Origin of the sequence: Caulobacter sp. 73W (assembly GCF_041021955.1) — a bacterium.
Classification (GTDB): Bacteria; Pseudomonadota; Alphaproteobacteria; order Caulobacterales; family Caulobacteraceae; genus Caulobacter.
On the sequence record NZ_CP158375.1, the window covers coordinates 929188 to 945635 of the forward strand.

Here is a 16448-nt window from a genome sequence, read left to right on the forward strand (position 1 = left end):
CCAAGCTTGACCACAAACTATTCAGGTTGGTCATCACGCGTTCCCCGTCGGTCCCATCACCGCGCACACCTCGCGGAGCCGCCGCTCAACGGCTTCAGGCCCATCACGGCGTTCGATCTCCACCAGGCGGCGGGTGAGATTCAGCAAGATCGTCCGCTCGCGACGGCTGAGATGGGCATTGTATTCAGCCAGGGCGCGCAGTTCGGCGCTGCTGATCGCCTCCGGGTGATTCACGACGCTGGTGGCCAGGCGGGTCATCGCCATGCCGGAATAGGAGCCTCGGACAGCCATCAGCGCGCCTCCATCAGGAACGGCGTGCGGTCCGGCTCACGCAGGCCGGGCAGCAGGCTGGCTTCGAGTTCGGGATCCTGCAGCTTGCCCTTGGGCGCGCCGAAGGCGGCCTTCATCCGCTCCAGCCCATCGGCCGAGGCGGTCATCAGATAGGGGTAGGAGAACGGATCGCCCGGCGCGAACCGGATGGGCGCGCCCAGGGCGTCGACGGCGAAGCCCTGGCGGATCAGCGCCTCCAGCGAGGACTGGTAGTAAACGCCCATGGTCTGGGTCCAGCCCATCCTGGCGGCCAGCTCGCCGTGCGAGATGTAGAGGTCGCCCATGATCGCCGTGCGCTCCTCGCGCGACAGGGACAGGTCCACGCAGAAGCGCGAGCTTTCCACGATGGTCGACGATCGGGGCAGCGGCGTTCCGATCTGCGCCTGCAACACGTCGCAGGTGACGTTGGGGGCGTCGGACGGAGTCAGGCGGCAGGTCCCGACCACCCGGCCGACGTCGTTGAGGGCGACCAGGTGATGAACCGCCGGGGTGAAGTCGAACTGGTCGATCTCCCGCTCGCCATCACCGGCGAGGTCGGGCAGCTCCCAGCCCAGGGTATCCACGAAGATGCGGCGGCGGAGCCGGAAAGCCGCGTCCATTAAGCCGCTCATGGCGGTGCGATGATGCGCGCGAATGACGATGGCCATGCCCTACTCCCGTTCGGTCGAAATCCGACGAGATGCAGGATGAGACGCCCCCTTCCCCGGCGGCAGTCCCCGAGATCGGGGACAACCGCACCCGGAGGTTGCCCCGGCAGGCGGCTAAGGCGCGATCTGGCCCGACCAGATGCCCACCGCCACCGCCTGGGCGCGGTCATCGGCCTGGAGCTTGGCGAAGATACGCTTCCAGTGCGTACGCACGGTCTCGGGCGAAATCTCCAGGTGCAGGGCGATGACCTTGTCGCTCTGGCCCATGGAGGCATGGTTCAGGATGCGCCGCTCCTGGGGCGACAAGGTCTTCACCGCCGGCTGCAGGCGCACCTCGCGCAGGTGCAGCAGGCGCTGCATGAACGTGCTGGCGACGAAGGACATCACGCCCTGGTCCATGTCGGTCCAGTGGATGGTCGGGCCAGAGACGTTGACCACCGCCGCGTTGAGCAAGCCGCCTGTCCCCACCGGCTGGGTGAAGCCGTCGGCCAGGCCGAACTGGCGCGCGTCGCGGAACAGCTCCGTGCTGGCCTGGGACGTGGTGCGCGAGATGTCGGCCCAGGTGAAGCCGCCGGGTTGCGTCAGGGCGCGCTGCACCACTGGATCGACCAGGTACTGCTGCTTGGCCAGATAGTACTCGGTCCACTCGTCGGCCCAGTTGGAGACCATGCCCAGGCGCGGGTCCATCCGTTCGGGATTGGCCAGGACCCAGGTGGAATAGGTGCGCGCGCCGAACGGCTCGATGGCGCGTTCGAACGCGCCGATCGCCGCGTTCACCGACTGCGCGCGCGTCATCACCCCGATCTGGGCTAGCGCTTCTTCAACCCGGCTCATGCCACCCTCACAACCCAGGCGAGGCTAAACCGCAAAGCACCACCGGGGAAGACAGCCTATTGTCACAGCGCTCGACAGCACGGATTCCGAGCCCGTAAAGGGATGGCATGAGCGATATCGACCTCCTGATCATCGGCGGCGGCGTCAACGGCGCGGGCACCGCGCGGGACGCCGCGGGACGCGGGCTGAGCGTGACGCTTTGCGAGCGGCATGATCTGGCGGGCGCTACCTCCTCGGCCTCGTCCAAGCTGGTGCATGGCGGGCTGCGGTATCTGGAACAGTACGAGTTCCGCCTGGTGCACGAGAGCCTGGCCGAGCGCGAGGTCCTGCTGGCCGCCGCGCCGCACGTGATCTGGCCGCTGCGTTTCGTCCTGCCGGTTCACAAGGGCCTGCGCCCGCCGTGGATGCTGCGCATCGGCCTGTTCCTGTACGACCATATCGGCGGCCGCCGCAGCCTGCCGGGCACGAAGTCGGTGCGGCGGGCCTCTTCAAAGCGGCTCGACCCGCTGCAGGACGCCTATCGCCTGGGCTTTGAATACTCCGACTGCTGGGCCGACGACGCGCGCCTGACCGCCCTTTGCGCCCGCGACGCGGCGGATCGCGGGGCGGATATCCTGGTTGGCTGGGAGGCGGTCGCCGCCCGTCGCGAGGGCGCCGCCTGGGTCGTCGATCTGCGTTCCGAAGCCGGCGAAATCCGTCAGGTGCGGGCGCGCGGCGTGGTCAACGCCGCTGGTCCTTGGGTCGGCGAGGCGCTGAAGCTGTCCGGCGCGCGGGCCGACCACGCCCCGCGCCTGGTGAAAGGCAGCCACATCGTGGTGCGCCGCCTGCACGACGGCGACCAGGCCTTCACCTTCCAGAACGACGACGGGCGGATCGCCTTCGTCATTCCGTACGAGCGCGATTTCACCCTGATCGGCACCACCGACATCCCCTATGACGGCGATCCGGCGGCGGTTCACGCGGACGACGGCGAGGTCGCCTATCTGTGCGAGCTGGTGTCGGAATACCTGAAGACGCCGGTCGCTCCGGCCGACGTGGTGTGGCGCTATTCGGGGGTGCGGCCGCTGTACGACGACGGCGGGGTCAGCGCCTCTACCGTGACCCGCGACTATGTGTTCGACATCGACGCGCCGGAGGGCGAGGCGCCGATGCTGTCGATCTTCGGCGGCAAGCTGACCACTCACCGCAAGCTGGCCGAACACGCGCTGGAGAAGCTGCAGCCGCTGATGGGCTTCAAGGGTGAACCCTGGACGGCGAAGGCCGTCCTGCCCGGCGGCGACATCCCCGACTTCGACGCCTTCGCCGACGCGCAGGTGCGCAAGCACAGCGGCCTGCCGGAGGCGGTCATCCGCCGCCTGTGCCGCGCCTACGGGACGAAGATCGACGCGATCCTGGCGGATGGACCGGGCGCCGAGATCGCGCCGGGGGTGTTCGAGGCGGAGCTGCGGCACATGCGCGACCACGAATGGGCGCGTCGCGGCGAGGACGCCCTGTGGCGCCGGTCGAAGCTGGGCCTCCACCTGAGCGAGGCGGAGCGGGATGCGGTGACGGAGTGGTTTTCCAGAACCCCTCTCCCTTGATGGGAGAGGGGCAGGGGTGAGGGTGATCTCGGCGGATCAGCCCTCGCAATCCTTCCGGCCATAACACCCCCATCCCTGCCCTTCCCCCATCAAGGGGGAAGGGTTCAAAGGGTCCGCACCCTTCCCAACGCCTCCCGCCAGCCGGCGATCTCGGCGTCCCGCGCGTCGCCCTTCATCTTCGGCCCGCATTCCACGTCCGCCTTCCAGAGGGCGGCGATGTCGTCGAGCGAACCAAACAGCCCCGCGCCCAGTCCCGCCAGGGCGGCGGCGCCGAAGGCCGTGGTCTCGGTGACCTTCGGACGGATGACGGTGAGGTCGAGAAGGTCGGCCAGACGCTGCAGGAAGAAGCCGTTCTCGGCCATGCCCCCATCCACCCGCAGGCGGGCCGGCGCCACGCCGTCGGCGGCCATGGCGTCGAGCAGGTCGCGGGTCTGATAGACGGCGCTGTCCAGGCCGGCGCGGGCGATCTCCGCCCGGCCGCTGGCGCGGGTCAGGCCGACAATGGCGCCGCGCGCGTCCGGGTCCCAATAGGGCGCGCCCAGACCGGTGAAAGCCGGCAGCAGATAGACCCCGCCCGTATCGCTCACGGAGCGGGCCAGGGACTCCACCTCCGGCGCGCGCGAGAACAGGCCCAGGCCATCACGCAGCCATTGGATCGTCGAGCCGGCCGACAGGATCGAGCCCTCGAGCGCATAGGTCGCCTTGCCGCCCACCTGATAGGCGATGGTGGTCAGCAGGCGGTTCTGCGAGCGCACCAGTTCCTCGCCAGTGTTCAACACCAGGAAGGCGCCGGTGCCGTAGGTGCTCTTCACGTCCCCGGCGGAGAAGCAGGCCTGACCGACCAGGGCCGCCTGCTGGTCGCCGGCCACGCCGCGGATCGGCAGGGCGACGCCGAGCACGCCCTCGTTGCTGGTCCCGAAATCACCGGCGCTGTCACGCACCTCGGGCAGCACGCCCATGGGCACGCCGAACAGGACGCAGAGGTCCTCGTCCCACCGTCCCTTGCGGATGTCGTAAAGCGCCGTGCGGCTGGCGTTGGTGGCGTCGGTGGCGTGAACCTTGCCGCCGGTCAGGCGCCAGATCAGGAAGCTGTCGACCGTGCCGAAGGCCAGGTCGCCCGCCTCGGCCGCCGCCCTCGCGCCGTCCACGTGATCGAGGATCCAGGCCAACTTGGTGGCCGAGAAATAGGGATCGAGGCGAAGGCCCGTGCGCTCGGCCACGATAGCCTCATGCCCCTTGGCCTCCAGATCGCGGCAGATCTGCGCCGTGCGGCGGTCCTGCCAGACGATGGCGTTATGGATCGGCGCGCCGGTGCGGCGATCCCAGACGATGGTGGTCTCGCGCTGGTTGGTGATGCCGATGGCCTTGGGCGCCCGCGACGAACCCGCCTTGCGCAAGGCCTGGCGCGCGGTGGACAGGGTCGTGGCCCAGATCACCTCGGCGTCGTGCTCGACCCAACCGGAAGCCGGATAGATCTGCTCGAAGGGCTGCTGCCCCACGGACACGATCTCGCCCGAAACGGAAAAGACGATGCCGCGGCTTGAACTTGTTCCCTGATCAATCGCCAGCAGCGTGTCGTCCGCCATCGGAATCTCCTCGTATCTGTCCCGAACGAATTAAGGCCGTTTGTCGCGCAGCGACACAAGGTCACGCGTATTTAACCCGTAGTCGCGGGGGCTCGCTTTCAATGGCGAGCTTTGGCATAGGGGGCTGGAACACGCGTTTAGCGTCCCTCCCCCAAGATCTGACGTCTGGAGTTGTGTGTGTCCGTTTCTGAAGAATTGCTCGGCCCTGATCCCATCGATATCGCCGTCGGCGCTCGCATCCGCGCCCGCCGCAAGGTGCAGGGATTCAGCCAAAGCCACGTCGCCCAACAGCTGGGTCTGACCTTCCAACAGATCCAGAAGTACGAGCGCGGCGTGAACCGCGTGTCGGCCTCCAAGCTGGTGCAGATCGCCGCCCTGCTGGGCACGAGCGTCGCCTGGCTGGTGGGCGAAGAAGAAAGCGCCGGCGCGGGCGACCAATGGTCGATCCTCGGTGAAGCCGGGGCCATGGAGCTGCTGCAAAGCTTCTCCGAGCTGAAATCTCCCCGCGCTCGCAACGCGCTGGTGCGCTTGGCGCGCGCCATGGCGGCGGAAAACGAAGACGCCGCCTGAAAGAAATCCGCGTTCCTCCCGACTATCTCATCAGACGATGGTCGGGAGAGACGTAGATGAACTGGAAGAAGGTCGTCCTGGGGATCGCGGGCGCAGCGTGCCTCGCTTCATGGATCGCCCTCGGCGCCGGCCTGGCGCTGAACGTGGACAAGCCGGTCCGTCTGGGCCTTGCGGTGGCCGCCGCCGTCACCACCGAAGCGCTGTTCTGGTCCGTCGCGGCCGTGCTGGGCGTCAGCGTCGTGCAGGCCCGTCGCCAGATCTGGACCAAGATCACCTCCACCTTCCGCCGCGCCTGAGCCCACGTTGAACGTCCGGGACACAGAGGCGCTGTTCGACGAGGTCGCGAGCCTGCACGGCCCGATGATCCGTCGTATCGCCGCCAGCTACGAAGCCGATCCGGAAGCCCGCCGCGAACTGCAGCAGGACATCCTGATGGCGGTGTGGCGCGCCCTGCCGGCCTGGCGGGGCGAGGCGTCGGTGCGCACCTTCGCCGCGCGCGTGGCTCACAATCGCGGCGTCGATCATGTAGCCCGCCACGCCAAGGCGCCCCGCACCGTGGAGCTGGACGACGGCCTGCCCCTGGACGCGCCCTCGGCCCAGGAGATGGTCGAGCGCAACCAGCAGCGGGAGCGGCTGATGCGGGCCGTGCGCGCCCTGCCCCTGCCGCTTCGCCAGGTGACGGTGCTGACCCTGGAAGACTTCACCCCCAGCGAGATCGCCGACGTCCTGGGCGTCGGCGCCAACGCGGTCTCGATCCGCCTCACCCGGGCCAAGGCGGCCCTGCGCGAGACGATACAGCGACAGGAGCGGACATGACCTCCGATCCCGAATGGAGCGCCCTGGCAGACGCCTGGCGCGATGAGCCGGAAACCAAGGAGACCTTCGACCTGCCGCGCATGCGCCGGCGGCTGAAGAGGCGCGCCCTGATCGCGCGCCTGAAGTCGGCGACGGATATCGTTCTTTACCTGGCGGTCGGCGGCATCGCCGTCTCGGCACTCGCCAAGGGGACCGCCAGCGGCGTGATCATGGGGCTGGGCGGCCTGGCCTTCGTGCTGTTCGGCATGACCGTCACCCTATGGGTGGCCCGCGCGCCGTGGGAGACACGGGCGGAGACGGTGGACGCCGCCCTGCGCTCCGAGATCGTCCAGACCCGCAGCGCCATTCGCCGCGCGCGATCCGGCTACTACCTGGCCATCGGCGCGGTCGCCTTCATCGCCCTGACCTCGGCCATCCTGCACGCGGACCTAAACGTGATGGACCAAGACGCCCGGTTCGCCATCGGCCTGAGCGTGTCGACGGTTCTCGCGTCGCTGGCCTGGGGCTTCTGGACCGACCGGCGGCACAGCCGAAAGCTGGCGCGGCTGGAGAAGATGCTGGCCGAGTTGAGCCCTTCCGAGGAAGAGGACGACTAGCCCAACGCCGTCGGACGCAGGATCTCACCGGTCAGGGCGTAGCGCGAGGCGGGATAGATCAGGCGCACGGCGGTGACCACCTGGCCCTCCACCCGCGTCAGGCGCTCGATCTCGATGCAGGGCTCGCCGTCGCCCATGGCCAGCAGGTCGCGGGCGCGGGCGTCCGGCGCGGCGGCGCGGATGGCGGCCGCCCCCTCGGGATAGGGAAAGCGCGCCATCAGGTGGGCGAAATAGGTCTCGCGATCCAGGTCCGCCTCGCTCACGCCGGGGGCTAGGGCCGGATTGACCAAGCGGTCCTCCAGCTGGATCGGGGCGCCGTCCTCGCTGTGCAGCACCACGGCATGGAACAGCACCAGGCCGGCGGAAGCGCCGAACAGGGCCGCCTCGGCCATGGTGGCGGGACGGGTCTCGCCGCTGATCAACCGCGCCTCGTGCCGGCCGCCGCGCGCGGCGATCTCGTCGGCGATGTCGAGCAGCTTCACGGCCATGACGTGGGCGCGGGCCGGAGCGACGAAGGTGCCCTTGCCCTTGGCGCGGGTCAGATAGCCGTCGCCCTGCAGGTCGCGCACCGCATGGTGGACAGTCATGCGGCTGGCGCCGAACGCCTCGGCCAGTTCATGCTCGGACGGGATGCGGTCGCCCGCCGCCCAGGCGCCGGTGCTGATCCGCTCCAGGATGTGGCGGCGGATGCGGGCCTTCAGGCTTCCGTCGCCGGTGCTCAAAGGGGCTGCCCGCCCTTGACCGTCATGGCGCAGCGGTTGTCGCCGGGGGCGTGGGCGATCTCCCCCGGAGACTCGACCTCCCAGACCGCGAAGTCGGCGACCTTGCCGACCTCCAGGCTCCCGTGCGTCGCCTGCAGGCCGAGAGCCGCCGCGCCATGACGGGTGACCGCCGCCAGGGCCTCGGCCGGGGTCATGCGGAACAGGGTGCAGGCCATGTTCAGGATCAGCGGCATGGAGGTGATCGGCGAGGTGCCGGCGTTGCAGTCGGTGGCCAGGGCCATGCGGACGCCATGCTTGCGCATCAGTTCGATGGGTGGGGCCACGGTTTCGCGCAGGAAGTAATAGGCGCCCGGCAGCAGCACCGCGACCACGCCGGCGCGGCCCATGGCGGCGATGGACTCCTCGGACGCATGCTCCAGATGGTCAGCCGACAGGGCGCCCAGTTCCGCCGCCAGGCCGCCGCCGCCGAGATCGCCCAGTTGGTCGGCGTGCAGCTTCACCCGCAGGCCGAGCTTGGTCGCCGCCTTGAAGATCCGCCGCGTCTCGGCCGGGGTGAAGGCGATGCTCTCACAAAAGGCGTCCACCGCGTCGGCCAGTCCTTCGGCGGCCACGGCGGGCAGCATCTCGTCGATGATCAGGCGGACATAGGCGTCGCGGTCGTCCTTGTGCTCCGGCGGCACGGCGTGGGCGCCGAGGAAGGTGGTCTTCACCTCGATCCCCCGCTCCTCGCCGAGGGTGCGGGCGACGCGCAGCATCTTCAGCTCGCTGTCCACGTCGAGGCCGTAGCCCGACTTGATCTCGACCGTGGTGACGCCGCCGGCGATCAGCTTTTCGGCGCGGGCGTGGGCGAGGTCGAGCAGCTCGTCCTCGGTGGCAGCGCGGGTGGCGCGCATGGTCGACAGGATGCCGCCGCCGGCGCGGGCGATCTCCTCATATGTCGCGCCCTCCAGCCGCATCTCGAACTCGCGCACGCGGCTGCCGGCATAGACGAGGTGGGTGTGGCAATCGATCAGGCCGGGGGTCAGCCAGCGGCCGCGCAGGTCGTGAGTTCTCGGCCGCGCCCCCCGGCATGTCGGCGGCCGCGCCGGCCCAGGCGATGAGCCCGTTCTTGACCGCCACCGCGCCGTTCTCGATCACGCCGTAGCCGGTATCATCCGCCATCGTCGCCAGATGGCCGCCGGTCCAGACCGCGTCGAAATCACCCTGCATTGCCGCCGCACCCGTCCTGCGCCATTGTCTTGTCTATACAAGCAGGGTTCAGACGGGTCGTCCATGCAGCAGAACTACGAACGGGCGCTGACCGCCCAAGGCTGGCGGCGGGACGTCCTGGTGACCATCAATTCAGCCGGGATGATCACCGATGTGGCGCCCGACAGCCCCGGCGTTGGCGAGCGGGTGAAAGGCGTGGCGGTCCCCGGAATCGCCAACGCCCACAGCCACGCGTTCCAGCGCGCCCTGGTCGGCCTGACCGAGCATCGGGGCGAGGCGCGCGACAGCTTCTGGACCTGGCGCGACGCCATGTACCGCCTGGCCGCCGCCGTGACGCCGGAGGACCTGAACGCCATCGCCGCCCAGCTCTATGTGGAGATGCTGAAGGCCGGCTACACCGCCGTCTGTGAGTTCCACTATCTGCACCAGGCGCCGGTCGGCGGACGCGCCATGGGCCAGGCGGTTATCGACGCCGCCGCGCGGACGGGGATCGACCTGACCCTGCTGCCGACCCTGTACATGACCTCCGACTTCGGCGGCGCCGCGCCCAACGAGGGACAGAAGCGGTTCGTCCATTCGGTCGGGGATTTCCTGCGCCTGCGCGCCGACCTGAAGACCGATGGCGTGGTCATGGGAACGGCGATTCACAGCCTGCGCGCCGTGCCGCCCCAGGCCCTGGCCGAACTGCTGGCGGGGCTGGAGGGCGGCGGCCCGATCCACATCCACATCGCCGAGCAGCGTAAGGAGGTCGAGCGCTGCCTGGAGGCGACCGGCGCTCGCCCGGTGGAATGGCTGCTGGCCAACGCCGACGTCGATGACCGCTGGAACCTGGTCCACGCCACCCACGTCACCGAGACGGAGATGGCGGCCGTCCGCGACGCCGGCGCGACCGTCGTGCTGTGCCCCACCACCGAGGCGAACCTGGGCGACGGGATCTTCCCGGCCGAAAGCTTCCTGGCCCAGGGCGGGTCGATCTCCATCGGTTCGGACAGCCATGTGAGCGTCGATCTGGCGGAAGAGCTGCGGCTCCTCGAATACGGACAGCGGCTGATCACCGGCGAGCGCAACGTCTTGGCCGGGGCGCGCGAGCCGCACACCGGCGTGCATCTGCACAACGCGGCGGCGGCCGGCGGTGCGCGGTCCAGCGGCCGGAAGACCGGGGCCATCGCACCCGGCATGCGCGCCGACATCGTGGTGCTGGACGATCAGGCCCCGGCCCTGTTCGGGCGCGATGACGGGCGCCTGATGGACGCCTGGATCTTCGGCGGCTTCGCCAATCCGGTGAAGGACGTGATGGTCGGCGGCGCCTGGCGGGTCCGCGACGGACGGCACCCGCGGGAGGACGCGATCGCCGCCGCCTATCGCGCTGCGGTCAGCCGCCTGAAGTCCGTTTGACAGGTTGTATATACATTCATAGTTTTCAGCCTCGCATCCGAGGGAGATTCCGATGAACGCGCCCACCCGCTTCGCCAACGCCCGCCGGGTGACCGCGCCGCGCGGCCCCCAGCTGAACGCCAAGTCGTGGCTGACCGAGGCCCCGCTTCGGATGCTGATGAACAATCTCGACCCCGAGGTGGCCGAGAACCCGGACGAGCTGGTGGTCTATGGCGGCATCGGCCGCGCCGCCCGCGACTGGGACAGCTTCGACCGCATCGTCGAGACGCTGAAGACCCTCGAAGACCATGAGACCCTGCTGATCCAGTCGGGCAAGCCGGTGGGCGTGTTCCGCACCCACGCCGACGCCCCGCGCGTGCTGCTGGCCAACTCCAACCTCGTGCCCAAGTGGGCGAACTGGGAGCATTTCGGCGAGCTCGATCGCAAGGGCCTGATGATGTACGGCCAGATGACGGCCGGCTCGTGGATCTACATCGGCAGCCAGGGCATCGTTCAGGGCACCTACGAGACCTTCGTCGAGATGGGCCGCCAGCATTTCGGCGGCGACCTGACCGGCCGCTGGATCCTGACCGCCGGCCTCGGCGGCATGGGCGGCGCCCAGACCCTGGCCGCGACCATGGCCGGCGCCTCGATCCTGGCGATCGAATGCCAGCCGAGCCGCATCGAGAAACGCCTGGAGACGGGCTATCTGGACCGCGCCGCCAACACCCTCGACGAGGCCCTGGCGATGATCGATGAGGCGACCAGCAAGGGTGAGGCCGTCTCCGTCGGCCTGCTGGGCAACGCCGCCGAGATCCTGCCGGAACTGCTGCGCCGGGGCGTGCGTCCCGACGCCGTCACCGACCAGACCAGCGCCCACGATCCGCTGAACGGCTACCTGCCGGCCGGCTGGACGCTGGAGCAATGGGCCGAGCGCAAGGTCAGCGATCCGGCCGGCGTCCGCACCGCCGCCCGCGCCAGCATGGCCGCGCATGTGAAGGCGATGCTGGCCTTCCACGAGATGGGCGTGCCGACCTTCGACTACGGCAACAACATCCGCCAGGAGGCCAAGGACGCGGGCGTCGAGAACGCCTTTGACTTCCCCGGCTTCGTGCCCGCCTACATCCGCCCGCTGTTCTGCCGCGGCGTCGGGCCGTTCCGCTGGGCCGCCCTGTCGGGTGATCCGGAGGACATCCGCAAGACCGACGCCAAGGTGAAGGAGTTGATCCCCGACGATCCGCACCTGCACCGCTGGCTCGACATGGCCGGCGAGAAGATCCAGTTCCAGGGTCTGCCGGCCCGCATCTGCTGGGTGGGCCTGGGCCTGCGCGACAAGCTGGGCCTGGCCTTCAACGAGATGGTGGCCAATGGCGAGCTGTCGGCCCCGGTCGTCATCGGCCGCGACCACCTGGACAGCGGCTCCGTCGCCAGCCCGAACCGCGAGACCGAGGGCATGAAGGACGGTTCGGACGCGGTGTCCGACTGGCCGCTGCTGAACGCCATGCTGAACGTCGCCGGCGGGGCGACCTGGGTGTCGCTGCACCACGGCGGCGGGGTCGGCATGGGCTATTCCCAGCACTCCGGCGTGGTCATCGTCTGCGACGGCACCGAGGCCGCCGCCCAGCGCATCGGCCGCGTCCTGTGGAACGACCCGGCCACGGGCGTCATGCGCCACGCCGACGCCGGCTACGCCGAGGCGCTGGACTGCGCCCGCGAGAACAACCTTCACCTGCCGATGCTGACCCGATGATCGAACTCACCATCTCCGAGGCCGGGTTCGCCCTGGCCGACCTGCGCGCCATCCATGACGGGCCGGTGCGCCTGACCCTCGACGACGTCGCCCGCAAGCGGATCGCCGCCAGCGCCGCGACGGTCGAGGCGATCGTCGCCAGCGGCAAGACGGTCTACGGCATCAACACCGGCTTTGGCCTTCTGGCGTCCGAACGCATCGGCGACGGCGAGCTGGCGCAGCTGCAGAAGAACCTGATCCTGTCGCACTGCTCGGGCGTCGGCGAGTTCATGCCGGACGAGTGGGTGCGCCTGATGATGGCGCTGAAGGTGATGAGCCTGTCGGCCGGCGTCTCGGGCGTGCGGCTGGAGGTGATTGACACCCTGCTCGCCCTGCTGGCGCACGAGATCTATCCCTGCGTGCCGGCCAAGGGTTCGGTCGGCGCGTCGGGCGACCTGGCGCCCCTGGCCCACATGTCCGCCGTGCTGATGGGCGTGGGCGAGGTTCGCCGCGGCGGCCACATCATGACCGCCGCCGAGGGCCTGAGCCTGGCCGGCATCCCGCCGGTGGAGTTGGCGCCGAAGGAAGGCCTGGCCCTGATCAACGGGACCCAGGCGTCCACGGCCATGGCCCTGTCGGGCCTGTTCAAGACCCTGCGCGTGTTCGGCGCGGCCCTGGTGGCCGGCGGCATGAGCGTCGATGCGCTGAAGGGCAGCGACACCCCCTTCGATCCCCGCATCCACGCCGTGCGCGGCCATGCGGGCCAGAAGGACGTGGCCGCCGTGCTGCGGCAGCTGATCGCCGGCAGCGACATCCGAAACAGCCATGTGGATTGCAGCCGGGTGCAGGACCCCTACTCCCTGCGCTGCCAGCCGCAGGTGATGGGCGCGGCCCTGGACGCCATCCGTTTCGCCGCCCAGACCCTGACCACCGAAGCCAACGCGGTGACCGACAACCCGCTGGTGTTCAGCGACCCGGCCGAGGCCCTGTCGGGCGGCAACTTCCACGCCGAGCCGGTGGCCTTCGCCGCCGACCTGCTGGCCATGGTCCTGTGCGAGATCGGCAACCTGTCCGAACGCCGCCTGTCGATCCTGGTCGATCCGAAGATGAGCGGCGGCCTGCCCGCGTTCCTGGTGAAGGATGGCGGCCTAAACAGCGGCTTCATGATCCCGCAGGTGACCGCCGCCGCGCTCGCCTCCGAGAACAAGGGCCTAGCCCATCCGGCAAGCGTCGACACCATCCCCACCAGCGCCAACCAGGAGGACCATGTCAGCATGGCCGCCCATGGCGCGCGCCGCCTGTCGGACATGGCTTGGAACACCGCCAACATCGTCGGGATCGAGGTGCTGGCCGCCGCCCAGGGGCTGGACTTCCACCGTCCGCTGAAGTCCTCCGCCCCGCTGGAGATGGCCCACGCCGCCGTCCGCGAGCAGGTCGCGCACTATGACCAGGACCGCTACTGGGCCGACGACCTGGAGCGCGGCGCCAACCTGGTCCGCTCCGGCGCCCTGCTGCCGGACATCGACTGGCCGGCCCCGCTGGATTGCTTGAAGTAGCATAAAAAAGGGCGCCGGATCACTCCGGCGCCCTTCGTCTTTCAAACCTCGCGGTCTGATCAGTAGGTGTAGCGCACCCCGAACAGGATCTCGCGGCCGGTGTGGTGATAGACCGACATCCGGTTGGTCGAGTCGTTGAACTGATCGGCGTACTCGTCGGTCAAGTTCACGCCCTCCAGGCTGAACTTCACGCGGTCGTTCAGGGTGTACTGGATCGAGGCGTCGACGTTCAGCGTCTCGTTGGTGCCGTCGAACGAGGTGCCGGCTTCCTGGCCCGGAACGCGGGTCAGATAGCGGTCACGATAGGCGGCCGAAACGCGGGCGCTGATCTTGCTGTCTTCATAGTACAGCGTCGCGTTGTAGCTGTTGCGCGACAGACCGGTCAGGTCGTTGGTCGCCACCACCGCGCCAGCCGCGTTCACATAGTCCACTTCCGACTTCACATAGGTGTAGTTCAGAAGCGCGCCCATCTTGTTGAACGGGCCCGGCAGGAAGGTGAAGGGCTGCTGGTAGTTGATCTCCAGGCCCTTCAAGCTCGCGCCGTCGGTGTTGACTGGGGTGGTGAACACCCAGTTCAGAGACGGATTGCATTCCGAAACCGGCAGGGCGCCGCAGGCCGCGGTGGCGACGCTGTCGGGGATGCCGAACGGATTGCCGGTGAACGGCACCTGTTGCTGCTGGGTCTGGACCAGCGTGTCGATGTCCTTCTTGAACAGCGCCAGCGACAGCAGGGCGCCGCGCTGGAAGTAGTATTCGAAAGACAGGTCGTAGGCCTTGGCGCGGAACGGCTGCAGGGCCGGGTTGCCGGCGTTGACCGAGCGGTTGGCGCCCGAGACGCTGACCGTGGCGCCCGGCGTCAGGCTGCCCAGATCCGAGCGGGCCATGACCTTGGCGGCGCCGAAGCGGATCAGGAAGTTCTCACGCGGCTCCAGCACCAGGTTCATCGACGGCAGGGTGTCGTCATACTTCTGCTCGGAGCGGACCAGGACGGGTGCGCCGCTGAGGAACGAGTAGCCCTGCGACTCCTGCTGGGTCTCCACGTAGCGGACGCCGAAGTTGCCGCGCAGCGGCATGTTGGCGACCAGGGTCTCGAAGTCGGCCTGGACGAAGCCGCCCGTGGACTCTTCGGCCACGGCGCGGTTGTTGCCCAGCGACGGCTCGGAGCCGAGACGGAACAGCGCCGGATCGTTCAGCGACAGAGCCGTCACGGCCGCGAAGTAGTCGGGGATGATGGTTTTCACGCCGCCGAGGTTGACCGTCTTGCTGAAGCCCGAGCGCGACAGGGCCGCCAGCGAAGCCGGAATCGAGGCTTCGAGGTTGTTGGCCGTGCCGTTGGAACGGCGCTTTTCAGTGGTCTCGAACTCGTACTTCTTCCAGTTTAAGCCGGCGCTGAACTTGAGGGTGTCGCTCAGGGCGTAGCCCACTTCGAACTGTGCGGTGTCGTAGGTGTTCTTCGACGTCTGCGGGCGCAGGCGCAGCTGGGTCAGGGTCCAGGCGTCCGGCGATGTCAGATTGGCGTTGCCGAAGCCGAGGGTCGGCATGCGCTTGGTGAAGTCGTACGAGAAGCCGTCGACGTTCAGCTGGTCGAAGATGACCGTGGTCTGGATCGGGTTCTTGTGATCCGAGACAGAGTGGCCGAGCACGCCGGTCAGCTTGATCTTGTCGGTCAGCTCGTGTTCGCCCGACAGGGTGAACTGGCTGAACTTGGTCTTCAGGACGTCGTAGCGGTTTTCGGTCCGCAGATCGACGTCGTTGAACGTGCCCGAAACCAGGGTGTTCTGACCGTTGATGACGCCGCCGATCAGGTCCACGTCGCCGATGCCCTGAGCACCGTTCGTGCTGAACACCGGAGCTTCCAGGTATTGTTCCTCACGCGTCTGATCCAGGTCGGCGTAGAGGCCGTCCAGGCTGATCACGGTGCGCTCGGTCGGACGCCATTGCAGCGATCCGGTGACGCCCAGGCGCTCGTTCTCGCTGTAGAAGCGGTCGAAGCGCGGGAAGCGCGGGCGGAACGCTGCGTTGGCCTGGGCCAGGCTGATGCCGGACGCGGTCGACGACTGGAAGCCGGTGTTGGCGGCCAGGCCGTTCATCCAGCGGACGGTGCTGGCGCCCTCTTCAACCACCTGACGCTTGTTGTAGGCCACCGACAGCAGGGCGCCGAAGGTGTCGTCGGCCCAGGTGTTGGAGATCATGAAGGCGCCGCGCGGGCTGACCTTCTCGGACAGGTCGTTGTAGCCGGCCAAGGCCGAGGCGGCCATGGCGAAGCCGTTGTAGTCGAACGGTCGAGCCGTGCGCAGATCGACCGTCGCGCCGAGCGAGCCTTCTTCCGTCGATGCTTCGGCCGTCTTGCGGACGGTGATCGAGTTGAAGAGGTCGGACGCGAAAACGTTGAAGTCGAACGAACGGCCACGGTTGGTGCCGCCCGAGCTGTCGGCCGAACCGCCGGTCGTCAGGGCTTCCATGCCGTTGATGCGCACCCGCGTGAACTGCGGACCAAGGCCCCGCACCGAGATCTGACGGCCTTCGCCGCCGTCGCGCGTGATCGCAACGCCGGGAATGCGCTGGATCGATTCAGACAGGTTCAGGTCCGGGAACTTGCCGATGTCTTCCGCCAGGATCGAGTCCACGGCGGCGGCTTCGGACCGCTTCACGTTCAGGGCCTTGTCCAGGCTGCTGCGGAAGCCGGTGACGACGACGGCTTCAACTTCGCCGTCGTCAGCAGTGGTGGTTTCTTGTGCTTGGGCCTGACCGGCGATCATCGCCAAAGTCAGAGCCGTAATAGACGCGCCAAGGCGCAAGCTGCGAGCAGCTTTGGTCATCTTCCCCTCCAAGGTTCTGCGCCGACCCAATGAAGAGTCGCAGCCGTCTAAACCGCGGCTTTCAGCAGATAGGCGCTTCC

General features: G+C 68.5%; 14 protein-coding genes and 1 pseudogene. 8 read left to right on the forward strand and 7 right to left on the reverse strand.

Annotated elements, in window-relative coordinates:
- Nucleotides 1–33: 33 nt before the first annotated feature.
- The 3 genes from ABOZ73_RS04375 to ABOZ73_RS04385 form a co-directional block, all read right to left on the reverse strand.
- Nucleotides 34–291, reverse strand: coding sequence for a hypothetical protein (locus ABOZ73_RS04375; protein WP_369061029.1), 258 nt, complete (start codon nt 289–291; stop codon nt 34–36).
- Nucleotides 291–977 carry an acyl-homoserine-lactone synthase gene (locus tag ABOZ73_RS04380; RefSeq protein WP_369061031.1) on the reverse strand — a complete coding sequence of 229 codons (687 nt, stop codon included), beginning with the start codon at nt 975–977 and terminating at the stop codon, nt 291–293. Before ABOZ73_RS04380 ends, ABOZ73_RS04375 begins: the two co-directional genes overlap by 1 nt.
- A gap of 114 nt (nt 978–1091) precedes the next feature.
- Nucleotides 1092–1811: an autoinducer binding domain-containing protein gene (locus ABOZ73_RS04385; RefSeq protein ID WP_369061033.1), complete on the reverse strand. Its 720-nt coding sequence runs from the start codon at nt 1809–1811 to the stop codon at nt 1092–1094.
- A gap of 107 nt (nt 1812–1918) precedes the next feature.
- Here ABOZ73_RS04385 and glpD point away from each other — a divergent pair, with 107 nt between their 5' ends.
- Entirely contained in the window at nt 1919–3391 is a 1473-nt protein-coding gene (glpD, locus tag ABOZ73_RS04390; protein ID WP_369061034.1) for a glycerol-3-phosphate dehydrogenase, read from the forward strand.
- A 104-nt stretch (nt 3392–3495) separates the two neighbouring features.
- Here glpD and glpK read toward each other — a convergent pair whose 3' ends face one another.
- On the reverse strand, nt 3496–4977 hold the full coding sequence (gene glpK / locus ABOZ73_RS04395) for a glycerol kinase GlpK (RefSeq protein ID WP_369061036.1): 1482 nt from the start codon (nt 4975–4977) through the stop codon (nt 3496–3498).
- Nucleotides 4978–5154: 177 nt separating this feature from the next.
- On the opposite strand from glpK, the gene ABOZ73_RS04400 reads away from it, so the two are divergent.
- From ABOZ73_RS04400 to ABOZ73_RS04415, 4 genes are read left to right on the forward strand one after another with little or no spacing between them, the layout of a single operon-like run.
- On the forward strand, nt 5155–5547 hold the full coding sequence (locus ABOZ73_RS04400) for a helix-turn-helix domain-containing protein (RefSeq protein ID WP_369061037.1): 393 nt from the start codon (nt 5155–5157) through the stop codon (nt 5545–5547).
- 56 nt (nt 5548–5603) lie between these two features.
- A complete protein-coding gene (locus tag ABOZ73_RS04405) occupies nt 5604–5843 on the forward strand; it encodes a hypothetical protein (protein ID WP_369061039.1) in 240 nt (79 codons plus the stop codon).
- A gap of 7 nt (nt 5844–5850) precedes the next feature.
- Nucleotides 5851–6363, forward strand: a complete 513-nt coding sequence (locus ABOZ73_RS04410) for a sigma-70 family RNA polymerase sigma factor (RefSeq protein WP_369061040.1) — start codon at nt 5851–5853, stop codon at nt 6361–6363.
- Entirely contained in the window at nt 6360–6959 is a 600-nt protein-coding gene (locus tag ABOZ73_RS04415; protein ID WP_369061041.1) for a hypothetical protein, read from the forward strand. The genes ABOZ73_RS04410 and ABOZ73_RS04415 overlap by 4 nt, the downstream gene beginning before the upstream one ends.
- Here the strand turns inward: ABOZ73_RS04415 and ABOZ73_RS04420 are convergent.
- Together ABOZ73_RS04420 and hutI are read right to left on the reverse strand one after the other, a co-directional pair.
- Complete coding sequence (locus tag ABOZ73_RS04420) at nt 6956–7681, reverse strand: UTRA domain-containing protein (RefSeq protein ID WP_369061042.1); 726 nt, start codon at nt 7679–7681, stop codon at nt 6956–6958. The genes ABOZ73_RS04415 and ABOZ73_RS04420 overlap by 4 nt on opposite strands.
- Nucleotides 7678–8890, reverse strand: a pseudogene (gene hutI / locus ABOZ73_RS04425) (imidazolonepropionase). Before hutI ends, ABOZ73_RS04420 begins: the two are co-directional and overlap by 4 nt.
- A gap of 63 nt (nt 8891–8953) precedes the next feature.
- Between hutI and ABOZ73_RS04430 the strand changes: the two are divergent.
- From ABOZ73_RS04430 to hutH, 3 genes are read left to right on the forward strand one after another with little or no spacing between them, the layout of a single operon-like run.
- The gene (locus tag ABOZ73_RS04430; protein ID WP_369061043.1) at nt 8954–10285 is read left to right on the forward strand and encodes a formimidoylglutamate deiminase; all 1332 of its coding nucleotides are present in this window, start codon (nt 8954–8956) and stop codon (nt 10283–10285) included.
- 52 nt (nt 10286–10337) lie between these two features.
- On the forward strand, nt 10338–12014 hold the full coding sequence (gene hutU, locus ABOZ73_RS04435; protein ID WP_369061044.1) for a urocanate hydratase: 1677 nt from the start codon (nt 10338–10340) through the stop codon (nt 12012–12014).
- Entirely contained in the window at nt 12011–13549 is a 1539-nt protein-coding gene (hutH, locus tag ABOZ73_RS04440) for a histidine ammonia-lyase (RefSeq protein WP_369061046.1), read from the forward strand. The genes hutU and hutH overlap by 4 nt, the downstream gene beginning before the upstream one ends.
- A gap of 59 nt (nt 13550–13608) precedes the next feature.
- Here the strand turns inward: hutH and ABOZ73_RS04445 are convergent, their stop codons facing one another.
- Entirely contained in the window at nt 13609–16368 is a 2760-nt protein-coding gene (locus ABOZ73_RS04445) for a TonB-dependent receptor (protein ID WP_369061047.1), read from the reverse strand.
- Nucleotides 16369–16448 lie beyond the last annotated feature (80 nt).

What these genes read in the sequence shown, in the direction of transcription:
- ABOZ73_RS04445 (WP_369061047.1), bottom strand. Translation starts at nt 16,368, where the DNA reads ATGACCAAAGCTGCTCGCAGCTTGCGCCTTGGCGCGTCTATTACGGCT.
- hutU (WP_369061044.1), top strand. Translation starts at nt 10,338, where the DNA reads ATGAACGCGCCCACCCGCTTCGCCAACGCCCGCCGGGTGACCGCGCCG.
- ABOZ73_RS04415 (WP_369061041.1), top strand. Translation starts at nt 6,360, where the DNA reads ATGACCTCCGATCCCGAATGGAGCGCCCTGGCAGACGCCTGGCGCGAT.
- hutH (WP_369061046.1), top strand. Translation starts at nt 12,011, where the DNA reads ATGATCGAACTCACCATCTCCGAGGCCGGGTTCGCCCTGGCCGACCTG.
- ABOZ73_RS04405 (WP_369061039.1), top strand. Translation starts at nt 5,604, where the DNA reads ATGAACTGGAAGAAGGTCGTCCTGGGGATCGCGGGCGCAGCGTGCCTC.
- glpD (WP_369061034.1), top strand. Translation starts at nt 1,919, where the DNA reads ATGAGCGATATCGACCTCCTGATCATCGGCGGCGGCGTCAACGGCGCG.
- ABOZ73_RS04385 (WP_369061033.1), bottom strand. Translation starts at nt 1,811, where the DNA reads ATGAGCCGGGTTGAAGAAGCGCTAGCCCAGATCGGGGTGATGACGCGC.
- ABOZ73_RS04375 (WP_369061029.1), bottom strand. Translation starts at nt 291, where the DNA reads ATGGCTGTCCGAGGCTCCTATTCCGGCATGGCGATGACCCGCCTGGCC.
- ABOZ73_RS04430 (WP_369061043.1), top strand. Translation starts at nt 8,954, where the DNA reads ATGCAGCAGAACTACGAACGGGCGCTGACCGCCCAAGGCTGGCGGCGG.
- ABOZ73_RS04380 (WP_369061031.1), bottom strand. Translation starts at nt 977, where the DNA reads ATGGCCATCGTCATTCGCGCGCATCATCGCACCGCCATGAGCGGCTTA.
- glpK (WP_369061036.1), bottom strand. Translation starts at nt 4,977, where the DNA reads ATGGCGGACGACACGCTGCTGGCGATTGATCAGGGAACAAGTTCAAGC.